At 35.4% G+C, this 21,080-nt stretch carries 20 protein-coding genes and 2 tRNA genes; 12 read left to right on the top strand and 10 right to left on the bottom strand.

The genetic code is table 11. The annotated features are described in order from the left end of the window. Nucleotides 1-119: 119 nt before the first annotated feature. From FTRAC_RS06070 to FTRAC_RS06055, 4 genes are all read right to left on the bottom strand, one after another. Entirely contained in the window at nucleotides 120-1,316 is a 1,197-nt protein-coding gene (locus tag FTRAC_RS06070) for a hypothetical protein (RefSeq protein WP_185094439.1), read from the bottom strand. Between the two features lie 213 nt (nucleotides 1,317-1,529). Next, the gene (locus FTRAC_RS06065; RefSeq protein WP_013453349.1) at nucleotides 1,530-2,771 is read right to left on the bottom strand and encodes a site-specific integrase; all 1,242 of its coding nucleotides are present in this window, start codon (nucleotides 2,769-2,771) and stop codon (nucleotides 1,530-1,532) included. A 248-nt stretch (nucleotides 2,772-3,019) separates the two neighbouring features. Then, nucleotides 3,020-3,093 (bottom strand) — tRNA-Pro (locus FTRAC_RS06060). A gap of 40 nt (nucleotides 3,094-3,133) precedes the next feature. Next, nucleotides 3,134-3,222: transfer RNA gene (locus tag FTRAC_RS06055), tRNA-Ser, on the bottom strand. A 353-nt stretch (nucleotides 3,223-3,575) separates the two neighbouring features. Between FTRAC_RS06055 and FTRAC_RS06050 the strand changes: the two genes are divergently transcribed. The 5 genes from FTRAC_RS06050 to FTRAC_RS06030 all read left to right on the top strand — a co-directional run bounded on the left by FTRAC_RS06050 (nucleotide 3,576) and on the right by FTRAC_RS06030 (nucleotide 8,174). Further along, a complete protein-coding gene (locus FTRAC_RS06050; RefSeq protein WP_013453348.1) occupies nucleotides 3,576-4,544 on the top strand; it encodes a vWA domain-containing protein in 969 nt (322 codons plus the stop codon). Beyond that, the gene (locus FTRAC_RS06045) at nucleotides 4,541-4,747 is read left to right on the top strand and encodes a hypothetical protein (protein WP_013453347.1); all 207 of its coding nucleotides are present in this window, start codon (nucleotides 4,541-4,543) and stop codon (nucleotides 4,745-4,747) included. Before FTRAC_RS06050 ends, FTRAC_RS06045 begins: the two co-directional genes overlap by 4 nt. Before the next feature lie 23 nt (nucleotides 4,748-4,770). Then, a complete protein-coding gene (locus tag FTRAC_RS19650; protein ID WP_049784052.1) occupies nucleotides 4,771-5,442 on the top strand; it encodes a tetratricopeptide repeat protein in 672 nt (223 codons plus the stop codon). A 70-nt stretch (nucleotides 5,443-5,512) separates the two neighbouring features. After that, complete coding sequence (locus FTRAC_RS06035; protein WP_013453346.1) at nucleotides 5,513-6,691, top strand: acetyl-CoA C-acyltransferase; 1,179 nt, start codon at nucleotides 5,513-5,515, stop codon at nucleotides 6,689-6,691. A gap of 142 nt (nucleotides 6,692-6,833) precedes the next feature. Further along, nucleotides 6,834-8,174, top strand: coding sequence for a toxin-antitoxin system YwqK family antitoxin (locus FTRAC_RS06030; protein ID WP_013453345.1), 1,341 nt, complete (start codon nucleotides 6,834-6,836; stop codon nucleotides 8,172-8,174). A gap of 33 nt (nucleotides 8,175-8,207) precedes the next feature. On the opposite strand, the gene FTRAC_RS06025 is transcribed toward FTRAC_RS06030, so the two are convergent. Together FTRAC_RS06025 and FTRAC_RS06020 are read right to left on the bottom strand one after the other, a co-directional pair. After that, nucleotides 8,208-8,585: a DUF423 domain-containing protein gene (locus FTRAC_RS06025; protein ID WP_013453344.1), complete on the bottom strand. Its 378-nt coding sequence runs from the start codon at nucleotides 8,583-8,585 to the stop codon at nucleotides 8,208-8,210. 98 nt (nucleotides 8,586-8,683) lie between these two features. Beyond that, nucleotides 8,684-9,346 (bottom strand): YggS family pyridoxal phosphate-dependent enzyme, encoded by a 663-nt coding sequence (locus FTRAC_RS06020; RefSeq protein WP_013453343.1) that lies wholly within the window; start codon nucleotides 9,344-9,346, stop codon nucleotides 8,684-8,686. A 186-nt stretch (nucleotides 9,347-9,532) separates the two neighbouring features. Here FTRAC_RS06020 and FTRAC_RS06015 point away from each other — a divergent pair, with 186 nt between their 5' ends. The 3 genes from FTRAC_RS06015 to FTRAC_RS06005 are packed head-to-tail and all read left to right on the top strand — an operon-like array spanning nucleotide 9,533 to nucleotide 12,318. Then, nucleotides 9,533-11,089: a GH3 family domain-containing protein gene (locus FTRAC_RS06015; protein WP_013453342.1), complete on the top strand. Its 1,557-nt coding sequence runs from the start codon at nucleotides 9,533-9,535 to the stop codon at nucleotides 11,087-11,089. Between the two features lie 3 nt (nucleotides 11,090-11,092). After that, on the top strand, nucleotides 11,093-11,719 hold the full coding sequence (locus FTRAC_RS06010; RefSeq protein ID WP_013453341.1) for a LysE family translocator: 627 nt from the start codon (nucleotides 11,093-11,095) through the stop codon (nucleotides 11,717-11,719). Nucleotides 11,720-11,724: 5 nt separating this feature from the next. Further along, the gene (locus tag FTRAC_RS06005) at nucleotides 11,725-12,318 is read left to right on the top strand and encodes a DUF6992 family protein (RefSeq protein WP_013453340.1); all 594 of its coding nucleotides are present in this window, start codon (nucleotides 11,725-11,727) and stop codon (nucleotides 12,316-12,318) included. Between the two features lie 127 nt (nucleotides 12,319-12,445). Here FTRAC_RS06005 and FTRAC_RS06000 read toward each other — a convergent pair whose 3' ends face one another. The 3 genes from FTRAC_RS06000 to FTRAC_RS05990 all read right to left on the bottom strand — a co-directional run bounded on the left by FTRAC_RS06000 (nucleotide 12,446) and on the right by FTRAC_RS05990 (nucleotide 15,951). After that, nucleotides 12,446-12,682 carry a hypothetical protein gene (locus tag FTRAC_RS06000; RefSeq protein WP_013453339.1) on the bottom strand — a complete coding sequence of 79 codons (237 nt, stop codon included), beginning with the start codon at nucleotides 12,680-12,682 and terminating at the stop codon, nucleotides 12,446-12,448. Between the two features lie 186 nt (nucleotides 12,683-12,868). Next, the gene (gene leuS, locus FTRAC_RS05995; protein WP_013453338.1) at nucleotides 12,869-15,604 is read right to left on the bottom strand and encodes a leucine--tRNA ligase; all 2,736 of its coding nucleotides are present in this window, start codon (nucleotides 15,602-15,604) and stop codon (nucleotides 12,869-12,871) included. A 167-nt stretch (nucleotides 15,605-15,771) separates the two neighbouring features. After that, nucleotides 15,772-15,951, bottom strand: coding sequence for a hypothetical protein (locus FTRAC_RS05990; RefSeq protein WP_013453337.1), 180 nt, complete (start codon nucleotides 15,949-15,951; stop codon nucleotides 15,772-15,774). A gap of 122 nt (nucleotides 15,952-16,073) precedes the next feature. Here FTRAC_RS05990 and FTRAC_RS19980 point away from each other — a divergent pair, with 122 nt between their 5' ends. Then, nucleotides 16,074-16,586 (top strand): DUF4920 domain-containing protein, encoded by a 513-nt coding sequence (locus FTRAC_RS19980; protein WP_013453336.1) that lies wholly within the window; start codon nucleotides 16,074-16,076, stop codon nucleotides 16,584-16,586. 182 nt (nucleotides 16,587-16,768) lie between these two features. Here FTRAC_RS19980 and FTRAC_RS05980 read toward each other — a convergent pair whose 3' ends face one another. Continuing rightward, complete coding sequence (locus FTRAC_RS05980; RefSeq protein WP_013453335.1) at nucleotides 16,769-18,934, bottom strand: 7TM diverse intracellular signaling domain-containing protein; 2,166 nt, start codon at nucleotides 18,932-18,934, stop codon at nucleotides 16,769-16,771. 209 nt (nucleotides 18,935-19,143) lie between these two features. On the opposite strand from FTRAC_RS05980, the gene hisB reads away from it, so the two are divergent. The 3 genes from hisB to FTRAC_RS05965 all read left to right on the top strand — a co-directional run bounded on the left by hisB (nucleotide 19,144) and on the right by FTRAC_RS05965 (nucleotide 21,080). Further along, the gene (gene hisB / locus FTRAC_RS05975) at nucleotides 19,144-20,244 is read left to right on the top strand and encodes a bifunctional histidinol-phosphatase/imidazoleglycerol-phosphate dehydratase HisB (protein WP_013453334.1); all 1,101 of its coding nucleotides are present in this window, start codon (nucleotides 19,144-19,146) and stop codon (nucleotides 20,242-20,244) included. 168 nt (nucleotides 20,245-20,412) lie between these two features. Beyond that, nucleotides 20,413-20,670 (top strand): DUF6364 family protein, encoded by a 258-nt coding sequence (locus tag FTRAC_RS05970; protein ID WP_013453333.1) that lies wholly within the window; start codon nucleotides 20,413-20,415, stop codon nucleotides 20,668-20,670. After that, nucleotides 20,667-21,080, top strand: a complete 414-nt coding sequence (locus FTRAC_RS05965; RefSeq protein WP_013453332.1) for a type II toxin-antitoxin system VapC family toxin — start codon at nucleotides 20,667-20,669, stop codon at nucleotides 21,078-21,080. The genes FTRAC_RS05970 and FTRAC_RS05965 overlap by 4 nt, the downstream gene beginning before the upstream one ends.

Here is a 21,080-nt window from a genome sequence, read left to right as displayed (position 1 = left end):
TGTCACGGCAAAGCTGCAAAAAGAAGGAATGCAAAAACAGTTGCAAAGGGGTTGTGCAACCCCCTGCAACCCCCTTCAATTTGCTTGAAATAGCGATTTTAGCAGAAAAAAAATTTAAATTAATTTAAAGATTTATCTTTTTCGGCTTTTTCTACCAGGGTTTCCATTATTTCCTGAACATTTTCAATGGTGGTATTTTCAGGAGAATAGATTTTGTTTCTCAAGCTTTTTTTAGAAATGTCTCGTTGGGTTTCCGTGGAGAAATTTTCGCAAATGAAGTCTACAAGCTTACCAGTATCTTGTGGAGCGATAATATTAGATTTAGCCATGAGTTTCATGAGGTAGGCAAGTTGTGCGACAGAAAGAGCGCTGTAAATTTTGTTGTGATTTTTTTGATGGTACTGATTTATTTTAATTCGATTTTCAAAGTGAATGGCTAACTGTTTTCGCTCTTTGAAATAGTGTAGTTCCTCTTCAATCCAAAGACCTAGACCTTCTTTTAAAGTTTGAGTGCCTTGCTTGAATGCGAACCCAGGTTTGATCTGCGATTGATTGATAAGCTTTTTGAATAATTTGAGTGTAAGTAATTGCTCATGGTAGTTTGATTTTGATTGATATTGCTTTTTTATTCGTATTGCCAGATATTGGTACATGTCCAAGGCGTTGAAGTTAAGATAGATCAAGATGTTAATAATTTGTTTCTCGAGCTTTAGACCGGTCACTTGAGACGAGACAACAAGATAAATTTCATCAATGAATGTTTTGCAATAGATTAATTGACGGTAGGTAGAATCCTTGGGAGAGTTAAGGTAAGTTTTTATATGATCCTTGATAATACTGACAAGGTTTGGATCTAAATTCTTATTAGCACCAATTTCTTTAAACTTAAGAAGTTTATGCTGAAGAGTGGCCTGGAAGCTGAGGAAATAAGCGGCAGGGATTGTATTATCTTGATTGAAATAATCCTTAAAGTGTTTCTCAATAAAGGTCAGCAATCTCATTATACACTTTAACGTATGAATGGACAGATTTTTAGTGAGGTCATTTCCCTCTATCTCAGCTTGGCCTTCTACATGATGATGACCAATTAATTGTGAGATTTCATTCGAGAGGAGGATCAGCTTGTTTTGGTACAGCTGAATCTGGCGTTCTATGATCTTATCTTTGTGGTCGCTGAATACTAGCATCATGAGTGCTTGCTGTATTCTCTCCAGTTCTTTATCTAGATCTATTTGCCACTGATCGAATTCAGATTTTGAAAGACAGCTGCCCTTATTTACAGGATTGATATAATTTGATACAATATAATCAAACAATTGTAATTCATATCTCACTTTTCACTAAGGTTATAGTTTTAAATAGTTTTGTTCAAAAGTGGGGAGTAATGGTTCTGTTTGACTGAAATATTGGTTCGTTTGTATGTATTTATGTTAAATCACAATTCAAAAATATACGATAGTAGTTAAATAACAATAAATTAAAATATTTAATATTATATTTATTGTGCTCTTAAATCAAAAAAAGGCAGATCAATCTGCCTTTTTTACTAATTTATTGGTGCTAAGCCTTTTCTTAAGTGCCGCCATATCAGTTCCAATTTTATTCTCAACTACCTTGGCATAAATTTGAGTATTGGCCAGTTTTGTATGGCCAAGCATCTTGCTCACCGTTTCAATAGGAACGCCATTGGTTAAAGTCACCGTTGTAGCGAAGGTATGACGAGCGATATGGAATGTTAGCTTTTTCTTGATTTCGCATAGGTCAGCAATCTCTTTTAGATAGGCGTTTGTTTTTTGGTTGGAAGCTGCTGGAAGTAGAATACCTCTGTGTTGAGCTTGCGGATTGTCTTTATACTTCTCCAATATTGCTTCGGCTTGAGGTAGTAATGGAAGAAATACTTTGTTAAAAGTTTTCTGTCGGTGGGTTGAGATCCATTTCTCGCCATCCATTCCAATTATGATATTTTCCTCGGATAAGTTGGCTACATCTATAAAGGATAATCCTGTATAACAGCTGAACACAAAAATATCCCGTACTTGCTCTAACCTTCTTCCAAAATCCTTTTCTTTAATTTTGGTTAATTCTGCTTCGGTTAAGAATTCTCTTTCAACTCTGTCGAATTTTGGAGTGAAATTTCTAAATGGATTCTTCTCAATCCACTCAATTTTCAATGCGAGATTGATCAGCTTTTTAAAGCGCTCCATGTGTTTCATCACTCCATTGTTAGAAAGTGGGTTGTGATGGTCAATGGGCTTGGATGTTCTCAAGTAATATTCGAAATCAAAAACGAATTTACTGGTGATGTCTTTTAATTTGATGTCATCCGTTTTATGCTTGGCTGCTAAAAATCGTTTTAAATAATTTTCTGTTGCACCATAGTTTTTCAAGGTACCTGGAGCCAAGGTATTTTTCATTTTTTCTTCGTGGTAAGCGAGAATATCTGAAAGATAGTTGTCCTCTGAAGGACCATTTCCTAAAAACAGGTTTTTGATATCCTTTGAAGAGATGGAAGGGTTTTGAATAATATGTTCACGATAGATTTCAGACAGATTGAATTTTATTCTGTCTAGGTGATTACATATTCTTTTGAGTTCGATTGTGTTGCTCTTTGGAAAGCATTTTTTTGAATCCCAATGTTTCTCATGGATGGACTGTTGAGAGGAAAACTCAGCTCTTTTTCCATTTACATTAATACGAACATAGATGGTTCTGTTTTCTTTAGAACCTCTTGCTTTTCTGATTAGAAACGAGATGTTAAATGTACTTTGCATGTCAGTAATTTTAGGTTAAACATTACCTATTGCTCAAAATGAGCACTGACACAAAAGCAACTAAATAGTATTAGCAGCAGACAACAACAGTAAACTTAAAATAAAAGTGTTCACCAGCCAAATTTTGGTGTTCACCGAATTGTTCACTCGGCAAATGCTTTTATTTGGTATTATTTGAAAACAAATAAAATAAAAAACCCCTTAAAACTGAATTTAAGGGGTTTTTGTGAGTGTTTAAACTCTAATAGTCGGGGTGGCAGGATTCGAACCTACGACCTCCTCGTCCCAAACGAGGCGCGATACCGGGCTACGCTACACCCCGAGATTTTTTGTTAATCTCCTAATTCTATTAAGAACTCTTGCGGAGAGAGGGGGATTCGAACCCCCGGTACGCTTTAACACGTACGCATGTTTAGCAAACATGTGGTTTCAGCCACTCACCCACCTCTCCGGGTTTTTAACTCAAATCCCCTCCTCGTTTCCGAAAAGTGATGCAAATATAAAGGAAGTTTTCCGTCTCTACCAAATCAGAATCAAAATAAATCTAACTTTTTTTAGAGATAGTTTTCATCCTACTGTAAGCCAGTAAATTAATTCCTCAATATTTTCAACTCCATTTCTCAATATCAGTTCAATCTAGCTTAGATACAGGAATAGCACTGAATTTCTTATGGTATTCTCAGAAAACTATATTAATCCAGAAAATATATAACAAGGCCATCTTTATTCCGTTTTAAAAATCTTAGAAGTAATTCAATGTTGCCCTTTACGATTGCTTTTATATTTTTGTAAAAATTAAAATCTATGACTTGGATTCACTCCCTCGGGGCGGAAGAGATTATTTTTATCATCATTTTTTTAGTGCTCTATTTGGCTTATACCTATAGGGTTTTCACGGTAGCCAGAAGGGTTGGACAGGCCTATTCTAATATCTTACCGAAATTTCTTTTAAGATCAGCTATTTTCACGCTCTTGATTGTTGCGCTTCTAGGACCTTCCTTTGGAGACGACAAGAAAGAAATTAAAGCCGTGGGGAAGGATATTATGATATCCGTTGATTTATCCGCTTCCATGGATGCTAATGATGTAGCACCTTCCAGACTAGAAAAAATAAAGTATGAATTGAAAAATATTGTGGATGCTTTCAATTCTGATAGAATAGGTTTAATTATATTTTCTTCTGAAGCGTTTGTGCAGTGTCCACTCACGTACGACCAAAATGCGTTGAATTTATTTATAGAAACGCTGAATACTGGTTTGGTGCCTGGTAGCAGTACAGATTTTGGTAGTGCGTTAAATATGGCACACGAAAAATTGACTTCGGAAGCGGCGCCCTCAAGTCAACAAAAATCTAAAATCATTATATTAATCAGTGATGGTGAAGATTTTGGAGATGATACTGAGGGTGCTGTATCTAAAATCAATGATTCAGGAATCCGTTTATTCTCCCTAGGAGTAGGTACAGAACAAGGTAGTAAAATTAGAACTAGAAGAGGTTATAGAAAAGATAAGAGCGGAAATGATATTGTTACCAAGCTGGATTCTCGTTCATTAGAGAATTTGGCTGACCAAACGGATGGTGAATATTTTGAAATCAATAAAAATAAGAATGAAGTGGGTAGGTTGATTTCAACAATTAATGCCATTGAAGGGGAATTAAAAGATGCCAAAACTGTTGATGTATCAGCCAACAAGTATTTTTATTTCTTGATGGCTGCTATCATCTTATTACTCTTAGATTTAGTGACCACACTTAAAATCATTAAGATATGAAAAATATTGTAATCATATTTATTGGGGTATTAACTTCTTTTCAAGTATCAGCTGTTGACCCTGTTGGGAAAATAGCCAAGGCAAACGCAGCAAAGGAGAGAGCCGAAGAAGCATTTTCTATAGGCAACTTTGAGAAGGTAGTAGAGCATTACACCTACCTTTTGGATTCATTGAATTATGAGAGAGCCCTGCGGCAGAATTAAACAGGGCACATGCTTATTTTCAATTGAAGGATACAGTTAATGCTTTTGATGCTTACAGAAGGGTTGCGGATGCTTCAAATCCTCAGTTAAAATCAAAAGCGATGTTGCAAATGGGGAATCTTTCTGAAATGCAAAAAGAGTATGAAAGTGCACTTTCTTTTTTTAAGGAAGCTTTAAAAGCGGATCCTACTAATGATAAAGCACGCTACAATTATGAGTTATTGAAAAAGAAAATGCAGGAGCAAGAAAAGCAGAACCAGGATCAGAATAAGGATCAAAATCAAGACCAAAAAGATCAAGAAAAACAGGATCAGAAAAATAAAGATCAGCAGAATAAAGAAAAACAAGATTCTGAAAACCAGAAAAAAGGAGAGAATCAGGAGAAAAGTCAGGAAGATCAGAAAGCTGAAGATCAGCAGCAAAAGGAAAATGCTGAAAAACAGGATGGAGAACAAAACGATCAGGAAAAAGGAAAAGAGCAAGAGCAGCAAAAGCAAAAAGAAGGTGAAGAGCAAAAAGAGGGAGAAGAACAGGAAATGAGCCCTAGCACCAAACAGAAATTGGAAGAGATGAATATTTCAGAGGAAAAAGCACAAATGATTTTGGAAGCTTTAAGAAATAAGGAATCTCAATATTTTCAACAACTAAGAAAAAAGGCTACCAAAAAGCAAGATTCAGGAAAACCAGATTGGTAATCTGTATTCTGGTTTTATCTAAGGCTTTTTTTAATTAATTTTACATTGAAACGACTAAAATAAAATAATAATGCAAGAAGTATATATTGTGTCTGCGGTAAGGACACCCATCGGAAGTTTTGGAGGAAGTTTAGCTAGCTTGAGCGCTATAGATTTAGGCTCTGCAGCAATTAAAGGTGCTTTATCCAAAGCCAATGTAGATGCTAAGGAAGTGAATGAAGTATTCATGGGTAATGTAGTATCTGCTAATTTAGGTCAAGCTCCAGCTAGGCAAGCTGCTATAGCTGCTGGAATTGGGTTTAACGTTCCTTGTACAACCGTTAACAAAGTATGTTCATCAGGTATGAAATCTGTTATGTTTGGTGCCCAAAGCATCATGCTAGGTCATGCAGATACTATCGTAGCAGGAGGAATGGAAAGTATGTCTAATATTCCCTACTATATTCCAAAAGCTCGCTACGGCTATAAATATGGTAATGGTCAATTGATAGACGGATTATTGAACGATGGTCTTTGGGAAGTATATAACAAATTTCCAATGGGAAATTGTGCTGACAATACCGCCAAAGAGATGAAAATTACTCGAGAGCAACAGGATGAATATGCTATCAATTCTTATAAAAGAGTAGCCAAAGCAACCGAAGACGGAAGTTTCAAGGAAGAAATAGTCCCAGTTGAGGTTCCTCAAAGAAAAGGTGATCCATTAGTGATCTCTGAAGATGAAGAATACAAAAATGTAAGATTTGAAAAAATCCCTTCTTTAAGACCCGTGTTTGCAAAGGATGGAACTGTAACGGCAGCAAATGCATCTACTATTAATGATGGAGCGTCTGCATTGGTATTGATGAGCAAAGAAAAAGCTGATGCTTTAGGCATTAAGCCAATTGCTAAGATCAGAGGATTTGGTGATGCTGCTCAAGATCCACTTTGGTTTACTACTGCGCCTTCTTTAGCTATTCCTATTGCTATGAAAAGGGCAGGGGTAAGCAAAGAAGAAGTGGATTTTTATGAAATCAATGAGGCTTTCTCTGCGGTAGCTATTGCTAATAATATGGAATTAGGCTTAGATCCAGAAAAAGTGAATGTATTTGGTGGAGCTGTTGCGCTGGGTCATCCACTAGGAGCTTCTGGTGCCAGAATCATGACAACTTTATATTCTGTATTAAACCAGAAAAATGGTAAAATCGGAGTAGCTGGTATTTGCAATGGCGGTGGCGGTGCTTCTGCTATTGTAATTGAGAAAATGTAAATCAAAAATTCTTGCTTAGTGATCTTTCTGTCATCTAAGAATTCAAGAATTTAATCGACTTTTTAGTCATCCTATAATATTTCAACAGCTTGTAAGTTATCTTTACAAGCTGTTTTTCATTAACCCTATTTTAAATTTGTACATGCGATCCTATTTTCTGATTTTTTCTCTTGTTTTCTTATCATGCTTTGCTGCTAATGCACAGAATTTACAAAAAATAACTAACTATTATGATAGTGTTGAAAACAAGAAGACTAAAGAAGTTTACTTCATAGCCAATGGAGATAGTAGCCAAATAGAAGGGGATTATAAAAAATATTACGAAAGTGGTGAACTCATGGCAAAAGGCTCTTTTGAAGACGGTCAAGAGGAAGGTCTTTTTGAAATGTTTTATCCAGATGGAGAGCTGATGCGCACCACTGAATTTGCTGATGGGAGCCGAACAGGAAAGACTGTGGTTTATGGTAAAGAAGGAAATATTCTCCAAGAGGCCTATTTTGAAGATGACACATTAAATGGTAAACTAAAACTGTACTATCCAACTGGTCAATTGAAAAGCGAAAGTGATTTTAAAGATGGTAAACCTGATGGAGAGGTCTTGGAGTATTTTGAGGATGGTGCTTTAGCGCAAAGAATTAGATATAAAAGTGGTGAGCCTAATGGCTTAACTGAAAGTTATTACCCTAACGGGAAAATGAAAACGGAGGAACATTATGTTGATGGTAAGCTAAGTGGTGAATTTAAAACCTTTTTTGAAAATGGACAGTTGGAGACAGTTTTTGAAAATCAGAAAGGCGTAAAAACCGGAGAGTTTAGAACTTATGATCGAGAAGGTAACTTAATTTTAATTGGTTTTTATAAAGAGGGGAAATTAGAGGGTGAAAATACTTCTTATTATCCTAATGGAGATGTGAAAATTGAACGAAACTATAAAGAAGGTTTTTTATCCGGGGAATTCAAGGAATATAATCAAGACGGGAAGCTAAAAACTAAAACTATCTATTCAAATGAAGCTAAGGATAGGGAAGTGGAGGCGCATTGGGGAAATGGAGAGGTAAAATCAAAGAAATATTTTAAAGGTGACCAGCCTTTTGGAGAGTGGGAGTTTTATAATGAAAATGGAGGATTGATAAAAATTGAAAATTATAGTAATGGACAACTTCATGGTCCATACTCAGAATATTTTCCAGATGGAGATTTGAAATATGAAGTAAATTATCAGGCAGGTAAAAAGTCTGGATTAGAGATTTTATATTACCCAAATGGACAAGAGAAAGAAACTACCATCTTTAAATTCGGTAAAGCGCATGGCGAGCATTTTAAATACCATGAAAATGGAGAAGTGGCATTAAATGCTAAGTACGCTGGTAGTAAGAAGGTTGAAGAATGGAAATACTTTGATAAGGAAGGCGAATTGCTGAAAACGGAAATTTATTTCAACGATAAATTAAAGGAGACTAAAATGCCTGATAAACAAAATTAGATTTAGATTTTCTATTCTTACTTTATTAAAATCTTATGCAGCTTTTCCTACGCCAATTGCCAAAAGAACCCAAGCAGCAATCAGAAATAAACCACCAATAGGAGTGATAGCTCCTAATTTTGTAATTCCTGTTGCGCAAAGCACATATAAGCTACCGGAAAAAATAATAGTGCCTATCAAAAACGAATAAGATGCATAATTTAAAAATCTATGCTGAAAATGAATCATCAATATCCCTAAGAGAATCATTGCCAAACTGTGGTACATCTGATATTTAACAGCTGTTTCATAAGTTTCCAATCTTCCTGAAGCAGTTAAGCTATCTTTCAAAGCATGAGCTCCAAAAGCGCCTAAAACCACTGAAATAGCTCCTGAAATACTTCCAATTATGATTATTAATTTACTTGTCATGTTTTTTAAATTTATTAGTATTAGGTTATAAGCAATAAGTTTTAAGTTTAAAGGAACTAGAAAAACCTCGAGCTTCCAACTTCATACTTCCAACTCATTCAATTTCTTTCCCCAAATATCTTACTCCCAATCCTTACCATTGTGCTACCTTCTTCTATAGCTATTTCGTAATCTCCACTCATACCCATGGATAATTCCTTCAAATTGAGCTTTTCATCATTATATTGTTCTGCAGTTTTATCAAACAGCTTTTTCAAACTTTTAAATTCCCTTCTTATTTTTTCAGTATCATCTGTAAAAGTAGCCATCCCCATCAAGCCTTGCACTGCCACATGATTCATTTCTTTAAAGGCTTCTGAAGATAGTAGTTCATGCAATTCATCCTCGTCTAGGCCGTACTTATTTTCTTCCTCAGCAATGTGGATTTGAAGTAAAACAGGAATCACTCTGTCGATTTTTTTACCTTGTTTATTGATTTCCTTAAGTAAGCGAACACTATCTACAGAATGGATTAAATGAACAAAGGGTGCGATATATTTCACTTTATTTCTTTGTAAATGACCTATCATGTGCCATTCAATATCTTTGGGTAATACTTCAGCCTTATCGGTCATTTCTTGCACTTTATTTTCACCTAGTGCTCTTTGACCAGCATCATATGCTGCCATTAAATCTTCATTTGGCTTTGTCTTGCTTACGGCCACTAAATGGCATTTTCCTAAAGATTCTTTTACTGCCGATAAATTTCCCGCTATACTCATTGAATTTCTTTTATGATTTTTAATCAATAAATAATTAATAGTGACTTTATGATAAAGTTATTTTTATGTATTTTGAATGTTATATATTTGTCTATTGGACTATTATAAATAATTAATATCAAAGGTAAAAGTTTAAGTTTTTACATTGATTAAATTTTCAACTTTTAAGTATCAACCACATTATAAATGACACTTTTAGGAAACCTCATTAAACAGGGAATACGAATTCGAGAGAGTTTGGATCAGGATTTCACGCCCCCTTTTGAATTGCAAAAAACTGAATTTCGCAAATTGATTATTTCTGCCCGTAATACACAATTTGGAAAGGCCTATAGTTTCTCTGGTATTCTACATTCTTTAAAAAAGCATGATAACAATAGTTTTTATCAAGATTTTAAATCGCAGGTTCCAGTTCATGATTACAATAAAATGTATGAAAACTGGTGGCACAAGTGTCTTGAAGGGGAAAAAGATGTCACCTGGCATGGTGCCATTAAATATTTTGCATTAAGCTCGGGTACATCTGGTGCTTCTTCAAAACATATACCTGTCTCTTTAGAGATGGTAAAAGCCATTCAGAAAACCAGTGTTCGGCAAATATTATCACTTTCAAGGTATGAAGGTTTACCTTCTTCCGTTTTTGAGGGCGGAACTCTCATGGTAGGGGGAAGTACTGATTTACAGGATAATGGCAATTATGCCGAAGGAGATTTAAGCGGAATTACCACTTCACGAATCCCTTTTTGGTTTCAGCGTTTTTACAAACCTGGCAAAGCTATTTCCAGAAAAAAGGATTGGGAAGATAAGCTGGAACAAATGACCTTAAAAGCTAAGGATTGGAACATCACCATCATTGCTGGAGTGCCTGCATGGATCACCATTTTAATAGAAAAAATTATAAAGCATTATAATCTTAACAATATTCATGAAATATGGCCAAATTTTGAAATTTACGTTCATGGAGGGGTGGCATTTGAACCCTATAAGAAGGGTTTTCAAAAACTGCTTGGCAGGGATATTAATTACATTGAAACCTATTTAGCTTCAGAGGGATTTATTGCCTTTCAGGCTAACCAGGGAGTTGATAGCATGAGATTGGTGCTGAACAATGGTATTTTCTATGAATTTATTCCATTTACGGATAAAAATTTTGACGATGAGGGGAACATGGTGGAAGACCCTAAGACTTTAATGATAGATGAAGTCGAGGAAAATGTAGAGTATGCATTATTGATTTCTACTTGTTCAGGTGCATGGCGTTATTTAATAGGTGATACAATTAGATTTGTTTCGAAAGCCGATTCTGAAATTGTTATTACAGGAAGGACAAAGCATTTCCTAAGTCTTTGTGGAGAACACCTTTCTGTAGATAATATGAATCATGCACTTCTGGATGTTTCTACCGAAATGGGTTTTGATTTAAAGGAATTTACAGTTTTGGGTGTAAAGCATGGCTCTTTATTTGGCCATGATTGGTATGTAGGAACTGATAGTGCATCTGTTGATGAAACCATTTTAAGAGAAAAGTTGGACAATAGATTAAAAGAGCTTAATGATGATTATAGAGTAGAGAGGATTGCTGCTTTGAAAGATATTACAGTGAAAGTTTTGCCTAATAATGTGTTTATTGAATTCATGGAGCAAAATGGAAAAGTCGGAGGGCAAAACAAGTTTCCAAGAGTATTGAAAGGAGATAAACAAAAAGCGTGGTTGGATTATCTAGCTGAAAAAAGTATCAAATAAAGTATGTTTGCAGTTATCACCAAAGGTGTATTGTTTGGATTGCTGCTGGCTGTAATGTTAGGGCCAGTATTTTTTGCGCTTATTCAAAATAGCATAATTAAAGGTTTTAAGGCCGGGATTTATATGGCTTTAGGTATTGCAGTAGCAGATACTGCCTATATTTTCTTGATGTATTTCAGCGTAAGGCTTTTCGAAAATAATGATACCGTTTCAGTTTGGATGGGTGCTATAGGCGGTCTGATTATATTGGTTACAGGAATTTTGAGTCTGCGAAAAAAGAGTGTAAAGCAGGAAGAACAGAATGTAAACACACAAAAATCTAATTTCTTTAAGCAGTTTGCCAAAGGGTTTATTTTAAATGGGATAAATCCTTTTGTTTTGCTTTATTGGTTAGGTGTAATGACCCTAGTTACAAAAAGCTATGTTTATGATGATTATGAAGTCATTGTGTTTTTCTCGGCAATAATCGGGACTTTATTAATTACTGATTTTTCAAAAGTAGCACTTTCTCATCGATTGAGAGCTTGGGTGACACCAAAGAGGCTAAATATTATGAACAAAATAGTGGGTGTAGCACTTATATTATTTTCATTTAGGCTGTTTTACCACGCTATTGAACATTATCATTAATTGTTATGCAAAAACTATTTCTAACCCTTATCCTTGTCTTATTTCTATTCACTTTTGACACATTTGCTCAAAATTCATCTATTGCCGAAGCCTATAAACAGGATGTAAAAATCAGAAAAACCGGAATGGCTATTTTGGGTACATGGGCGGTTGGAAATATGATAACAGGAGCTATTGGAAGAAGTCAATCTAGTGGACAAACAGCTTATTTTCATGAAATGAATCTGATTTGGAATGTGGTAAATTTAGGGATAGCTGGAGCAGGATATTATTTCACTGCAACTGGTGAAATGCCAGAAAACGCCTCTGCCTTGTTGAATGATCAAGTTAGCTTTCAAAAAACTTTACTATTCAATGCGGGCTTAGATTTGGCTTATATAGCTGGTGGATTTTATTTAATGGAAAGAGCTAAAAGCACTACTAATAGACCTGAAAGATTAAAAGGTTATGGTAAATCTGTGATTTTGCAAGGTAGTTTCCTATTTGTTTTTGATATCATTTTGCACACTATCCATAGCAAACAAAGCAGCCAGATCTCAGATTTTTTAACTCATGTGCAATTAGGTCCCAATCAGGTTGGGTTTCTGATTGGGTTGTAAGTTCTCATTTTTCTTTTAGCACGTGCACAGACGAGATGCTTACGCTAGCTGTTATTTGTTATTGCAGTAAAAGAAAGCTGTATATTACTGGTTCAAGCATCCGCTTGAACCTTTTGTCTAACTTTAATTAAACCAAGCCCTTCAAATACAAATTAAATTCTAAAGATGTAATGGGTTTAAATTCATCTACTTCCAAGTCTTCTTTGATGTCCTCATCAAATTGCATTTTGGTCTTTTCAAGTTTTTTGTCGGGATGGACTATTAATTCCAATCCACTATAATCAATTGGATTGACTTGCACCAAAACAATATAATCATCAAAAACTCTTTTATAGTATTCGTGAACTACTGCGCTGCTTTTCATAACTTCTTTAGTAAAAACTGAACTGATTTATGTTTTGAAGGCACATGGCACACGCGACACGCGTGCGCCAACTGTGATGCTAATTCTTGGTAAATCCTTCTTTTTTCGCTACCTATTAACCGTCAGACGCATTAGGCGTCAGACCGAACAAAGCTTATACTGGTTCAAGCGTCTCGCTTGGACCATTTAAACTACAATATTCACAATTTTCTTAGGTACAATAATCATTTTCTTAATGGGCTTATCTTCAATCCACTTCTGCACTTTAGGATTTTCTAAAACAGCCTTTTCTATTTCCTCTTTTGGTGCATCCAATGCAAAAGTCATATTATCCCTGTGTTTTCCATTTACTGAAACAGGATAGGTATGCTCATCTTCTTTCACAAAATCGGGATTGAATGTTGGCCAGCCTGCTTCTGAAATACTTCCTTCATTACCCAATAATGACCATAATTCCTCACAAATATGAGGTGCATAAGGTGCTATAATTCTCACTAAATCACTTAATACCGCTTTGTTATTGCATTTCAATTCAGTTAAAGTATTTACACAAATCATGAAGGTGGAAACTGACGTATTGAATGAAAAATTCTCAATATCATATTCCGCTTTTTGTATAGCTTGATGCAATGCTTTTAAGGCTTTTTTGTCTGCTTCGCCTTCTTCTACTTTGAAATTTCCGTTCGTATCGTGGAATAGTCTCCATAATTTTTTCAAAAACTTTGCCGTCCCATCAATTCCATTGGTATTCCAAGGTTTAAATTGCTCCAAAGGACCTAAGAACATTTCATAAAGTCTCAAAGTATCTGCTCCGTACTTTTCAATCACGTCATCCGGATTGACCACATTATACTTGGATTTGGACATTTTTTCCACTTCCGCTCCGCAGATGTATTTTCCGTCTTCTAGAATGAATTCTGCATCAGCATGTTCAGGACGCCATTTTTTGAAAACTTCTAAATCTAAAACATCATTATGCACAATATTGACATCAACATGCAGGCTTTGAGTTTTATATTGATCCTTTAATCCATGTGACACAAATTTATTTTCGCCTTCGATTCGATACACGAAATTACTCCTTCCCTGAATCATCCCCTGATTAATCATCTTTTGGAAGGGTTCATCCACACTGATATAGCCTAAATCATATAGGAATTTTGTCCAGAATCTTGAATATAATAAGTGTCCTGTAGCATGTTCTGATCCTCCAATGTAGAGATCTACATTTTGCCAATATTGTTGCTTTTCTTCATCAACAAAAACATCCTTATTCTGAGCATCCATATAGCGGAACATATACCAGCTTGAACCTGCCCAGCCCGGCATAGTGCTTTTCTCCAATTCATAGCCATCTTCCGTTTTCCAATTTTTAGCTCTAGCCAAAGGTGGTTCTCCATCTTCAGTTGGTAAATATTTATCTACTTCAGGTAATTCCAATGGCAATTGCTCTTCTTCTAATAAATAAGGAATTTCATTTTTGAAATATACTGGAACGGGCTCACCCCAGTAACGCTGACGGCTAAAAATGGCATCTCTCATTCGATAATTGATTTTCGCATAGCCAATTCCTTTATCCTTCATAAAGTCAATAGCTTTCATTTGAGCATCTTTAATACTCAAACCAGTCAAGAAATCAGAGTTGATAATCTTTTCATGCTCATCCACTACCTCTACAATTGGCAATTCAAAATGCTCTGCAAATGCTTTATCCCTATCATCATCAGAAGGAACGGCCATTACCGCACCTGTCCCGTAACCTGCCAAAACATAATCGCCAATCCAAACCGGGATCTTTTCTTCTGTGAAAGGATGAACAGCATAAGCTCCAGTGAAAACTCCTGATACGCGTTTTACTTCAGTCATTCTTTCGCGTTCAGATCTGTTTTTTGCAACATTTACATACTCCTCAACGGCTTGTCTTTGAGCGTCAGTTGTGATTTTTTCCACTAACTCATGCTCTGGTGCCAATACCATAAAGGTTACACCGTAAATTGTATCTATTCTAGTGGTGAAAACTTCAATCTTCTCTTCGTTTTCGGCTAATTGAAATGCTAATTGAGCTCCAACCGACTTTCCAATCCAGTTGCGCTGCATTTCTTTCACTGGTTCTGGCCAGTCCAAATCTTCTAATCCTCTTAATAGGCGATCGGCAAAAGCTGAAATCCTCATGCTCCACTGCATCATTTTTTTGCGCTCAACAGGATGCCCACCTCTTTCGCTATACCCATCCTTTACTTCATCATTGGACAGTACGGTGCCCAAAGCCGGACACCAGTTTACTACTGCTTCCGATAAATAAGCGATTCGGTATTTTAATAAGATTTTTTGTTTTTCTTCTTCAGAATAATTGAACCAGTCTTCGGCTGTAAAGGGCTCTATGTCCTCGTCACAAGCTGCTTTTACCAGTTGATTACCTGTCTTTTCGAAATGTTCTTCTAAAACTAATATATGTCGTGCTCTATTATCTACTTGATCGTACCAGCTGTTAAATAGAAGCGAAAAGATCCATTGTGTCCATTTATAGAATGATGGGTCACTAGTGCGGACTTCTCTTTCCCAATCGTAGGCAAAACCAATATTTTTCAATTGCTCAATGTACCGATTGATATTTTCCTCGGTAGTAATAGCGGGATGTTGTCCGGTTTGAATTGCATATTGCTCGGCAGGAAGTCCGAATGAATCAAAACCCATTGGATGAAGTACATTGAAACCTTGCTGCTTTTTATAGCGAGCCACAATATCTGAAGCAATATAGCCTAATGGATGACCTACATGCAGACCTGCTCCTGAAGGATAGGGGAACATGTCTAATGTATAATATTTTGGTTTAGTGAAGTCATCTTCTGCTTTGAAAATCTGGTTTTTCTCCCAGTAGGCTTGCCATTTCTTTTCGGTTTCTCTGAACTGATATTCTGACATAATACTTTATATGTTAATCTTTTGAAGATTCTAATTTTTATTGAAAGTGCAAAATTAAGGCTTTTGAATTGGGAAGGAATAGATTAAGCTAATCTTTTCTAAAAATGCATAAAAAAAGGTGCTCGAAAGCACCTTTAATCATTAACCAACTAATCACTAAACTAAAACTAACTAAAAAACTTCTTGATAATAGGATTTGGCTCTTTCAATTGTTCGTTTTTGAACTCATGTTTTTGAGCATGACTTAAATTGGCATTGAGCTGAGAACCTAAAAAGAAAATCAATAACCCCACTATTATTCCAATAGCTAAGAAAACGTTTCGGTTCACATTTTTGCTTTTTTCCATTTCATCCTATTTATGATCTTTCTTTTACAATGATTATGCCAAACCCTAAAAAGTTGCATTCATTTTTTTTCTTTTTTATTAACGTGTTAGAACTTACCTTCGTATTCAAAATCAAATAACTTATGAAAAAAATATTTTTATCAATTCTGGTATTGACCATAGCATTCAATGCTTGTCAGCAAAAAGAGAGTTCAGAACAATCTGAAGAAGTTAAAGAAACACCAAATGTTACAGCTGAAGCTGAAAGTGATTTCCTAGGTGCATCTTTTGATGTTGAAAATGAAATTCAGTTGACTAGTTTGATTAGTGAAATGAATTCAAATGATTCTGTAATGGCAATTGTGGAAGCTAAAGTAACAGAGGTTTGCCAGGCTAAAGGATGTTGGATGAAAGTTGATTTACCAAATGGTGAATCTATGAGAGTTACTTTTAAGGATTATGGTTTCTTTATGCCGAAAGACTTATCTGGAAAATCAGTTAAAATGAGTGGTGTAGCAAAGATAGAGGAAACGGATGTAGAAACCTTAAAGCATTTTGCTGAAGACGGAGGAGAGTCAGCAGAAGAGATAGCAAAGATCACTGAACCAAGAATGGATTATAAATTTGTAGCTTCAGGTGTGATGTTGATGGATTGAGGCATTTAATAGTTGAAGTCAAAGAAGTATCTACGTTTCATTACTGTTAATTCATTTTATTTTTTTTGAATTTGTTGTGACTACAACATCTCTTAAAGAATATAGGTTTTAACGACAACGCCAGTTCAAATTCAATTGAACTGGCGTTTTTTGTTTAATTAGTATTCAAGAGCGAAAGAGTATTATAACCTGATTCCAGCAACTAAAATATCATCTAATTGTCTGGTGTTTTTCATCCAGCAATCCATTTCCTGATTCAAAATTGCAAGTTGTTTTTCAGATGGTTTATTGGCAATTTCATGAAGTAATTTCTTAAATCTTTTTACCATAAATTTTCGATCATTTGGTCCGCCAAACTGATCTTGGTAGCCATCAGAAAACATATAAATCATCATATCCTTTTCATATGGAATTGTATGCGTATCATAATCTCTGTTGCCATTTTTAGAAATTCCACCAATAGGGTTGTTGTTTCCTTTAATGATGTTGAATTCCCCGTTAATTATGTATACTAAAGGATTTTTTGCTCCCGAGAATTGGAGTGTTTTCTTTTCTTCATCTAGTACGATTAAAGTCATGTCCATACCGTCCTTGTTGCTGGAGGATTCCTGGCTTAAGGATTTTTGAACACCTTCATTCAATTTGTATAAGATACTTCCCGAGTCGGTTACATTTCGAACATTAATAATTTCGTTTAGAAGGTTAATTCCTATCATACTCATGAACGCTCCAGGAACTCCATGGCCAGTACAATCAGCCACCGTGAATATTTTCTTACCTTCAATTTCTGTGTACCAATAAAAATCACCACTCACAATATCTCTAGGTCTGAACATGATAAAGCTTTCCCTAAAAACATGATGGATACGATCTTCTTGAGGAAGCATTGCTTTTTGAATGCGCTGCGCATAATTAATACTGGAAGTGACATTATCATTTTGTCGCTCAAGTTCCAGTTTTGTAGCAGAGAGCATATCTCGCTGAGCTGCTATTTCCTCTAGCTGCTGCTCTATTTCCACGTTCTTCTCCATTATCTCACTTGTGCGTTCTGCTACTTTCTTTTCCAGTATTTGATTCTGATTTTTAATTAAATCTTCATTTTCCTGAAGTGTACTAATCATTTTATCCCGTGCTTGTCGCTGCTCTTTGTCGAGAGTTTTTATTCGATCAGCCATACCCAATGATAGTAGAATTGCTTCAGCCACCGCCCCAATTATAATACTCATATCTGTAAAGGTATTTTGAGGGAGAATGGCATTATTTTTCAGCACATAAATAATGACCCCAACAAAAAGTGCTGTCCATGCGATCAAATAGAAATAGGCTGGTCTTGATCCTTTTCTATATATGCCAATACCTGTTGGGAGGAAAACTAAAACACCTATCATTCCGCAATAAGCTGCGGATTTACTGGCAAATAAAACAAATCCATCTATCCAAATACCAGTTAAACTAACTACAATTAAAAAAACACTGTATACTTCAGGGGCAAAAAGGGCGTAGTGAAAAATCTTGGAATGCTTTTTAACTGCTAAGAACCTTCTAGTAAATTGACTTGCAAAAAGCACCGTCAGGGCAATGAAGAACATATTGCTGATATTCGCAAAACGTAGCCAATAATTAAATAGCATTTCGTATCCATAGCCCGTTAAGGCCATCATCGCAAGCAGAAAACTGCCCATGTAAAGGACGTAATATAAGTAAGTAAGACTACGAAGGCTGAAGAATAGAAGTAGGTTGTAAATTACCATAGCAATGAAAACCCCAAAAAGAATCCCCATAGTAAGATCGGTTTTATGCGAGGCTTCGGCAAAAGTTCTTTCTTCGATTATGGTGAATGGAAATTGTTTTGAGAAGTTTCCCTTGCACCAAACATATATGGTTTGTTTTCCATTTTCAGTTTTAGGAATAGGAAATACAAAATCCTTATGTTTGATTATCCTGCTGTCATAAGGATATAAATCTCCAGAGGCATATTCCATGAAGGAACCATCTTCCTTTTCGAAATAGACTTTGATAGTGTCTATTTGGGTTCTTGAGCTTTCCAAATACCAACGACTGTCATTAGATGATTGATCATCGAGCTTGATTTTGAACCAAAAATTCGCATCTAAATAAGCGTAATTTGGTACATCAACTTCGCTCTTTACAAATTTGTCATCAAATTTCCCTGACTTGATTTCTTCAAAAGTGATATTTTTATTCTCATCAACTATAATTTGGAGAGATTTCCCTATTTGATATTCTTTATTGACTTGGTGGAGTGTGATTTCTTGAGATAATGCAGATTGTGATTGATATAGAAAAAATGTACTTAAAAATATTCCTGTTAATAGTTTTAGTTGCATATAGGTTTAGTTGTTCTTTCTTCAAATCTTGAATATATGGTAAAAAACTTACTTCTGGTTAATGATTATGAATAATTCGATAAAAATTTGAAATTTATCTATAAATCAAACATTTGGTACTACTTGCTATGTTTATCCTCATATCATTTTAGTTATTCTGTTTAAAATCAATTTCAAATCCCTAATTTTGAGTTTACAATATTTTAGAAATGAAGAAGAAGAAGGTATTATTTATAGATAGAGACGGAACCATTATTCAGGAACCGCCAACTGATTATCAAGTAGATTCATTAGAAAAACTGGAGTTTTTACCATATGCTATTAGTGCACTTCAGTTTATTGCGCAAAATTCAGATTATGAATTGGTGATGGTCACCAATCAGGACGGTTTGGGAACCGACTCCTATCCAGAGGATACTTTCTGGCCAGCCCATAATAAAATGCTAAAGCAATTAGAGATAGAAGGCATTACCTTTGTTGAGCAGCATATTGATAAAACCTTCGAGCATGAAGGTAAGGATACACGTAAACCTGGTACTGGTCTGTTGCAAAAGTATTTTTCAGATGATTATGATCTTGAGAATAGTTTTGTAATTGGAGACCGGAAAACGGATGTTCAGTTAGCGGAGAATTTAGGAGCTAAGTCAATTTTCATTGGAGAAGAATTAGCAGAAGCTACTCTATCTTCTAAAGATTGGAGAGAAATTGCTAGATATTTGGTCATGCCATCCAGAACTGCTACGATTTCTCGAAAAACCAATGAAACAGATATTAAAATCGATTTAGACCTTGACGGAAGCGGGAAAGCTAAAAACGCAACAGGCTTGAAATTTTTTGATCATATGCTGGATCAATTAGGAAAACATGGAGGCTTAGATTTATCCATTCATGTAAATGGTGATTTAGAAGTAGATGAGCATCATACAATAGAAGATACTGCCTTGGCTCTAGGAGAAGCTTTTAAGCAAGCTTTAGGTAATAAGAAAGGAATCTATCGCTATGGATTTTTATTGCCTATGGATGATGCTTTAGCTCAAGTTGCCATTGATTTCGGTGGTCGTCCATGGATCAACTGGAAAGCTGAATTCAAAAGAGAAATGGTAGGGGATATGCCTACTGAAATGTTTTTCCATTTCTTTAAATCTTTTTCAGATGCAGCACAATGTAATTTAGATATTCAGGTGAGTGGTAATAATGAACATCATAAAATTGAAGCGATTTTTAAAGGTTGGGCTAGAGCAATTAAAATGGCGGTAAGCCGTGATGAAAGTCGATTGAATGATTTGCCTTCAACTAAAGGAGCTTTGTAAACAAGGAAAAAAGTCCTATCAGGTTTTAAGCCCATGTATAAGACGGTAAAATCTACTCAATTCTTTTCTATGCTCAGGAAACTGAAGAGTATGCTAAGAGATTCTAACAATAATTTGTATTGTACGTATAAGAATTATATCTTGGTAGTATAATAAAATAAAGTGTATATGGACACTAAAGTAACTTTATCATTCAACGATGAGATTATTGGAAAGGCTAAGCAATTTGCTGAGCAAAACAATATCAGTTTGTCTCGTCTTACGGAATTTCTTTATAAGCAAATCACTACTGGCGAATATAAATCATTAGATGAATTGCCCGTTGCTGATTGGGTGAATCAAGTAGCAGAAGGTAAAGCTGAGTATCATACGAAAGCCCGTAAAAGAAAGGATATGAAGGCAGAATATTTATCGTCCAAGAAATGAAAGTATTTTTGGATGCCAATATTCTAGTGTCCGTACTGAATAAAGAATTTCCTCTTTTTAATCACACAGCCAGGATTCTAAGTTTAGCAGGTCAGTCTCATTTCCATTTTTATACTTCGCCCATTTGTCTTGCGATTGCTTTTTATTTTGCCTCAAAGAAGGTGAGTGAGTCAAAGGCCAAAGAAAAAATATTTTTGCTATGCAAGCATGTTAGTATAGCAGATGCTGATCAAAGGGGCGTTGAAAAAGCATTATCCAACAAAAAAATTAACGATTTAGAAGACGGTTTTGAGTACTACGCAGCCGAGCGGGTAGATTGCAGTGTGATTCTTACTGAAAATAAGGAAGACTTCTATTTCAGCGAAATAGAAGTCTTAAATTCCAGTGAGTTCATAGCTAATAAAATTTAG

It is taken from the genome of Marivirga tractuosa DSM 4126, from assembly GCF_000183425.1.
Classification (GTDB): Bacteria; Bacteroidota; Bacteroidia; order Cytophagales; family Cyclobacteriaceae; genus Marivirga; species Marivirga tractuosa.
The sequence above is the reverse complement of the archived record's forward strand: the minus strand, read 5'-3'. Positions and strand labels throughout refer to the sequence as shown.

Excerpts from the sequence above, each read along its gene's own strand:
- hisB (WP_013453334.1), top strand. The coding sequence starts at position 19,144 with ATGAAGAAGAAGAAGGTATTATTTATAGATAGAGACGGAACCATTATT.
- FTRAC_RS06030 (WP_013453345.1), top strand. The coding sequence starts at position 6,834 with ATGCGATCCTATTTTCTGATTTTTTCTCTTGTTTTCTTATCATGCTTT.
- FTRAC_RS05990 (WP_013453337.1), bottom strand. The coding sequence starts at position 15,951 with ATGGAAAAAAGCAAAAATGTGAACCGAAACGTTTTCTTAGCTATTGGA.
- FTRAC_RS19980 (WP_013453336.1), top strand. The coding sequence starts at position 16,074 with ATGAAAAAAATATTTTTATCAATTCTGGTATTGACCATAGCATTCAAT.
- FTRAC_RS05965 (WP_013453332.1), top strand. The coding sequence starts at position 20,667 with ATGAAAGTATTTTTGGATGCCAATATTCTAGTGTCCGTACTGAATAAA.
- leuS (WP_013453338.1), bottom strand. The coding sequence starts at position 15,604 with ATGTCAGAATATCAGTTCAGAGAAACCGAAAAGAAATGGCAAGCCTAC.
- FTRAC_RS05980 (WP_013453335.1), bottom strand. The coding sequence starts at position 18,934 with ATGCAACTAAAACTATTAACAGGAATATTTTTAAGTACATTTTTTCTA.
- FTRAC_RS06015 (WP_013453342.1), top strand. The coding sequence starts at position 9,533 with ATGACACTTTTAGGAAACCTCATTAAACAGGGAATACGAATTCGAGAG.
- FTRAC_RS06010 (WP_013453341.1), top strand. The coding sequence starts at position 11,093 with ATGTTTGCAGTTATCACCAAAGGTGTATTGTTTGGATTGCTGCTGGCT.
- FTRAC_RS06065 (WP_013453349.1), bottom strand. The coding sequence starts at position 2,771 with ATGCAAAGTACATTTAACATCTCGTTTCTAATCAGAAAAGCAAGAGGT.
- FTRAC_RS06045 (WP_013453347.1), top strand. The coding sequence starts at position 4,541 with ATGAAAAATATTGTAATCATATTTATTGGGGTATTAACTTCTTTTCAA.
- FTRAC_RS06035 (WP_013453346.1), top strand. The coding sequence starts at position 5,513 with ATGCAAGAAGTATATATTGTGTCTGCGGTAAGGACACCCATCGGAAGT.
- FTRAC_RS06020 (WP_013453343.1), bottom strand. The coding sequence starts at position 9,346 with ATGAGTATAGCGGGAAATTTATCGGCAGTAAAAGAATCTTTAGGAAAA.
- FTRAC_RS05970 (WP_013453333.1), top strand. The coding sequence starts at position 20,413 with ATGGACACTAAAGTAACTTTATCATTCAACGATGAGATTATTGGAAAG.
- FTRAC_RS06000 (WP_013453339.1), bottom strand. The coding sequence starts at position 12,682 with ATGAAAAGCAGCGCAGTAGTTCACGAATACTATAAAAGAGTTTTTGAT.
- FTRAC_RS06005 (WP_013453340.1), top strand. The coding sequence starts at position 11,725 with ATGCAAAAACTATTTCTAACCCTTATCCTTGTCTTATTTCTATTCACT.
- FTRAC_RS06025 (WP_013453344.1), bottom strand. The coding sequence starts at position 8,585 with ATGACAAGTAAATTAATAATCATAATTGGAAGTATTTCAGGAGCTATT.
- FTRAC_RS06050 (WP_013453348.1), top strand. The coding sequence starts at position 3,576 with ATGACTTGGATTCACTCCCTCGGGGCGGAAGAGATTATTTTTATCATC.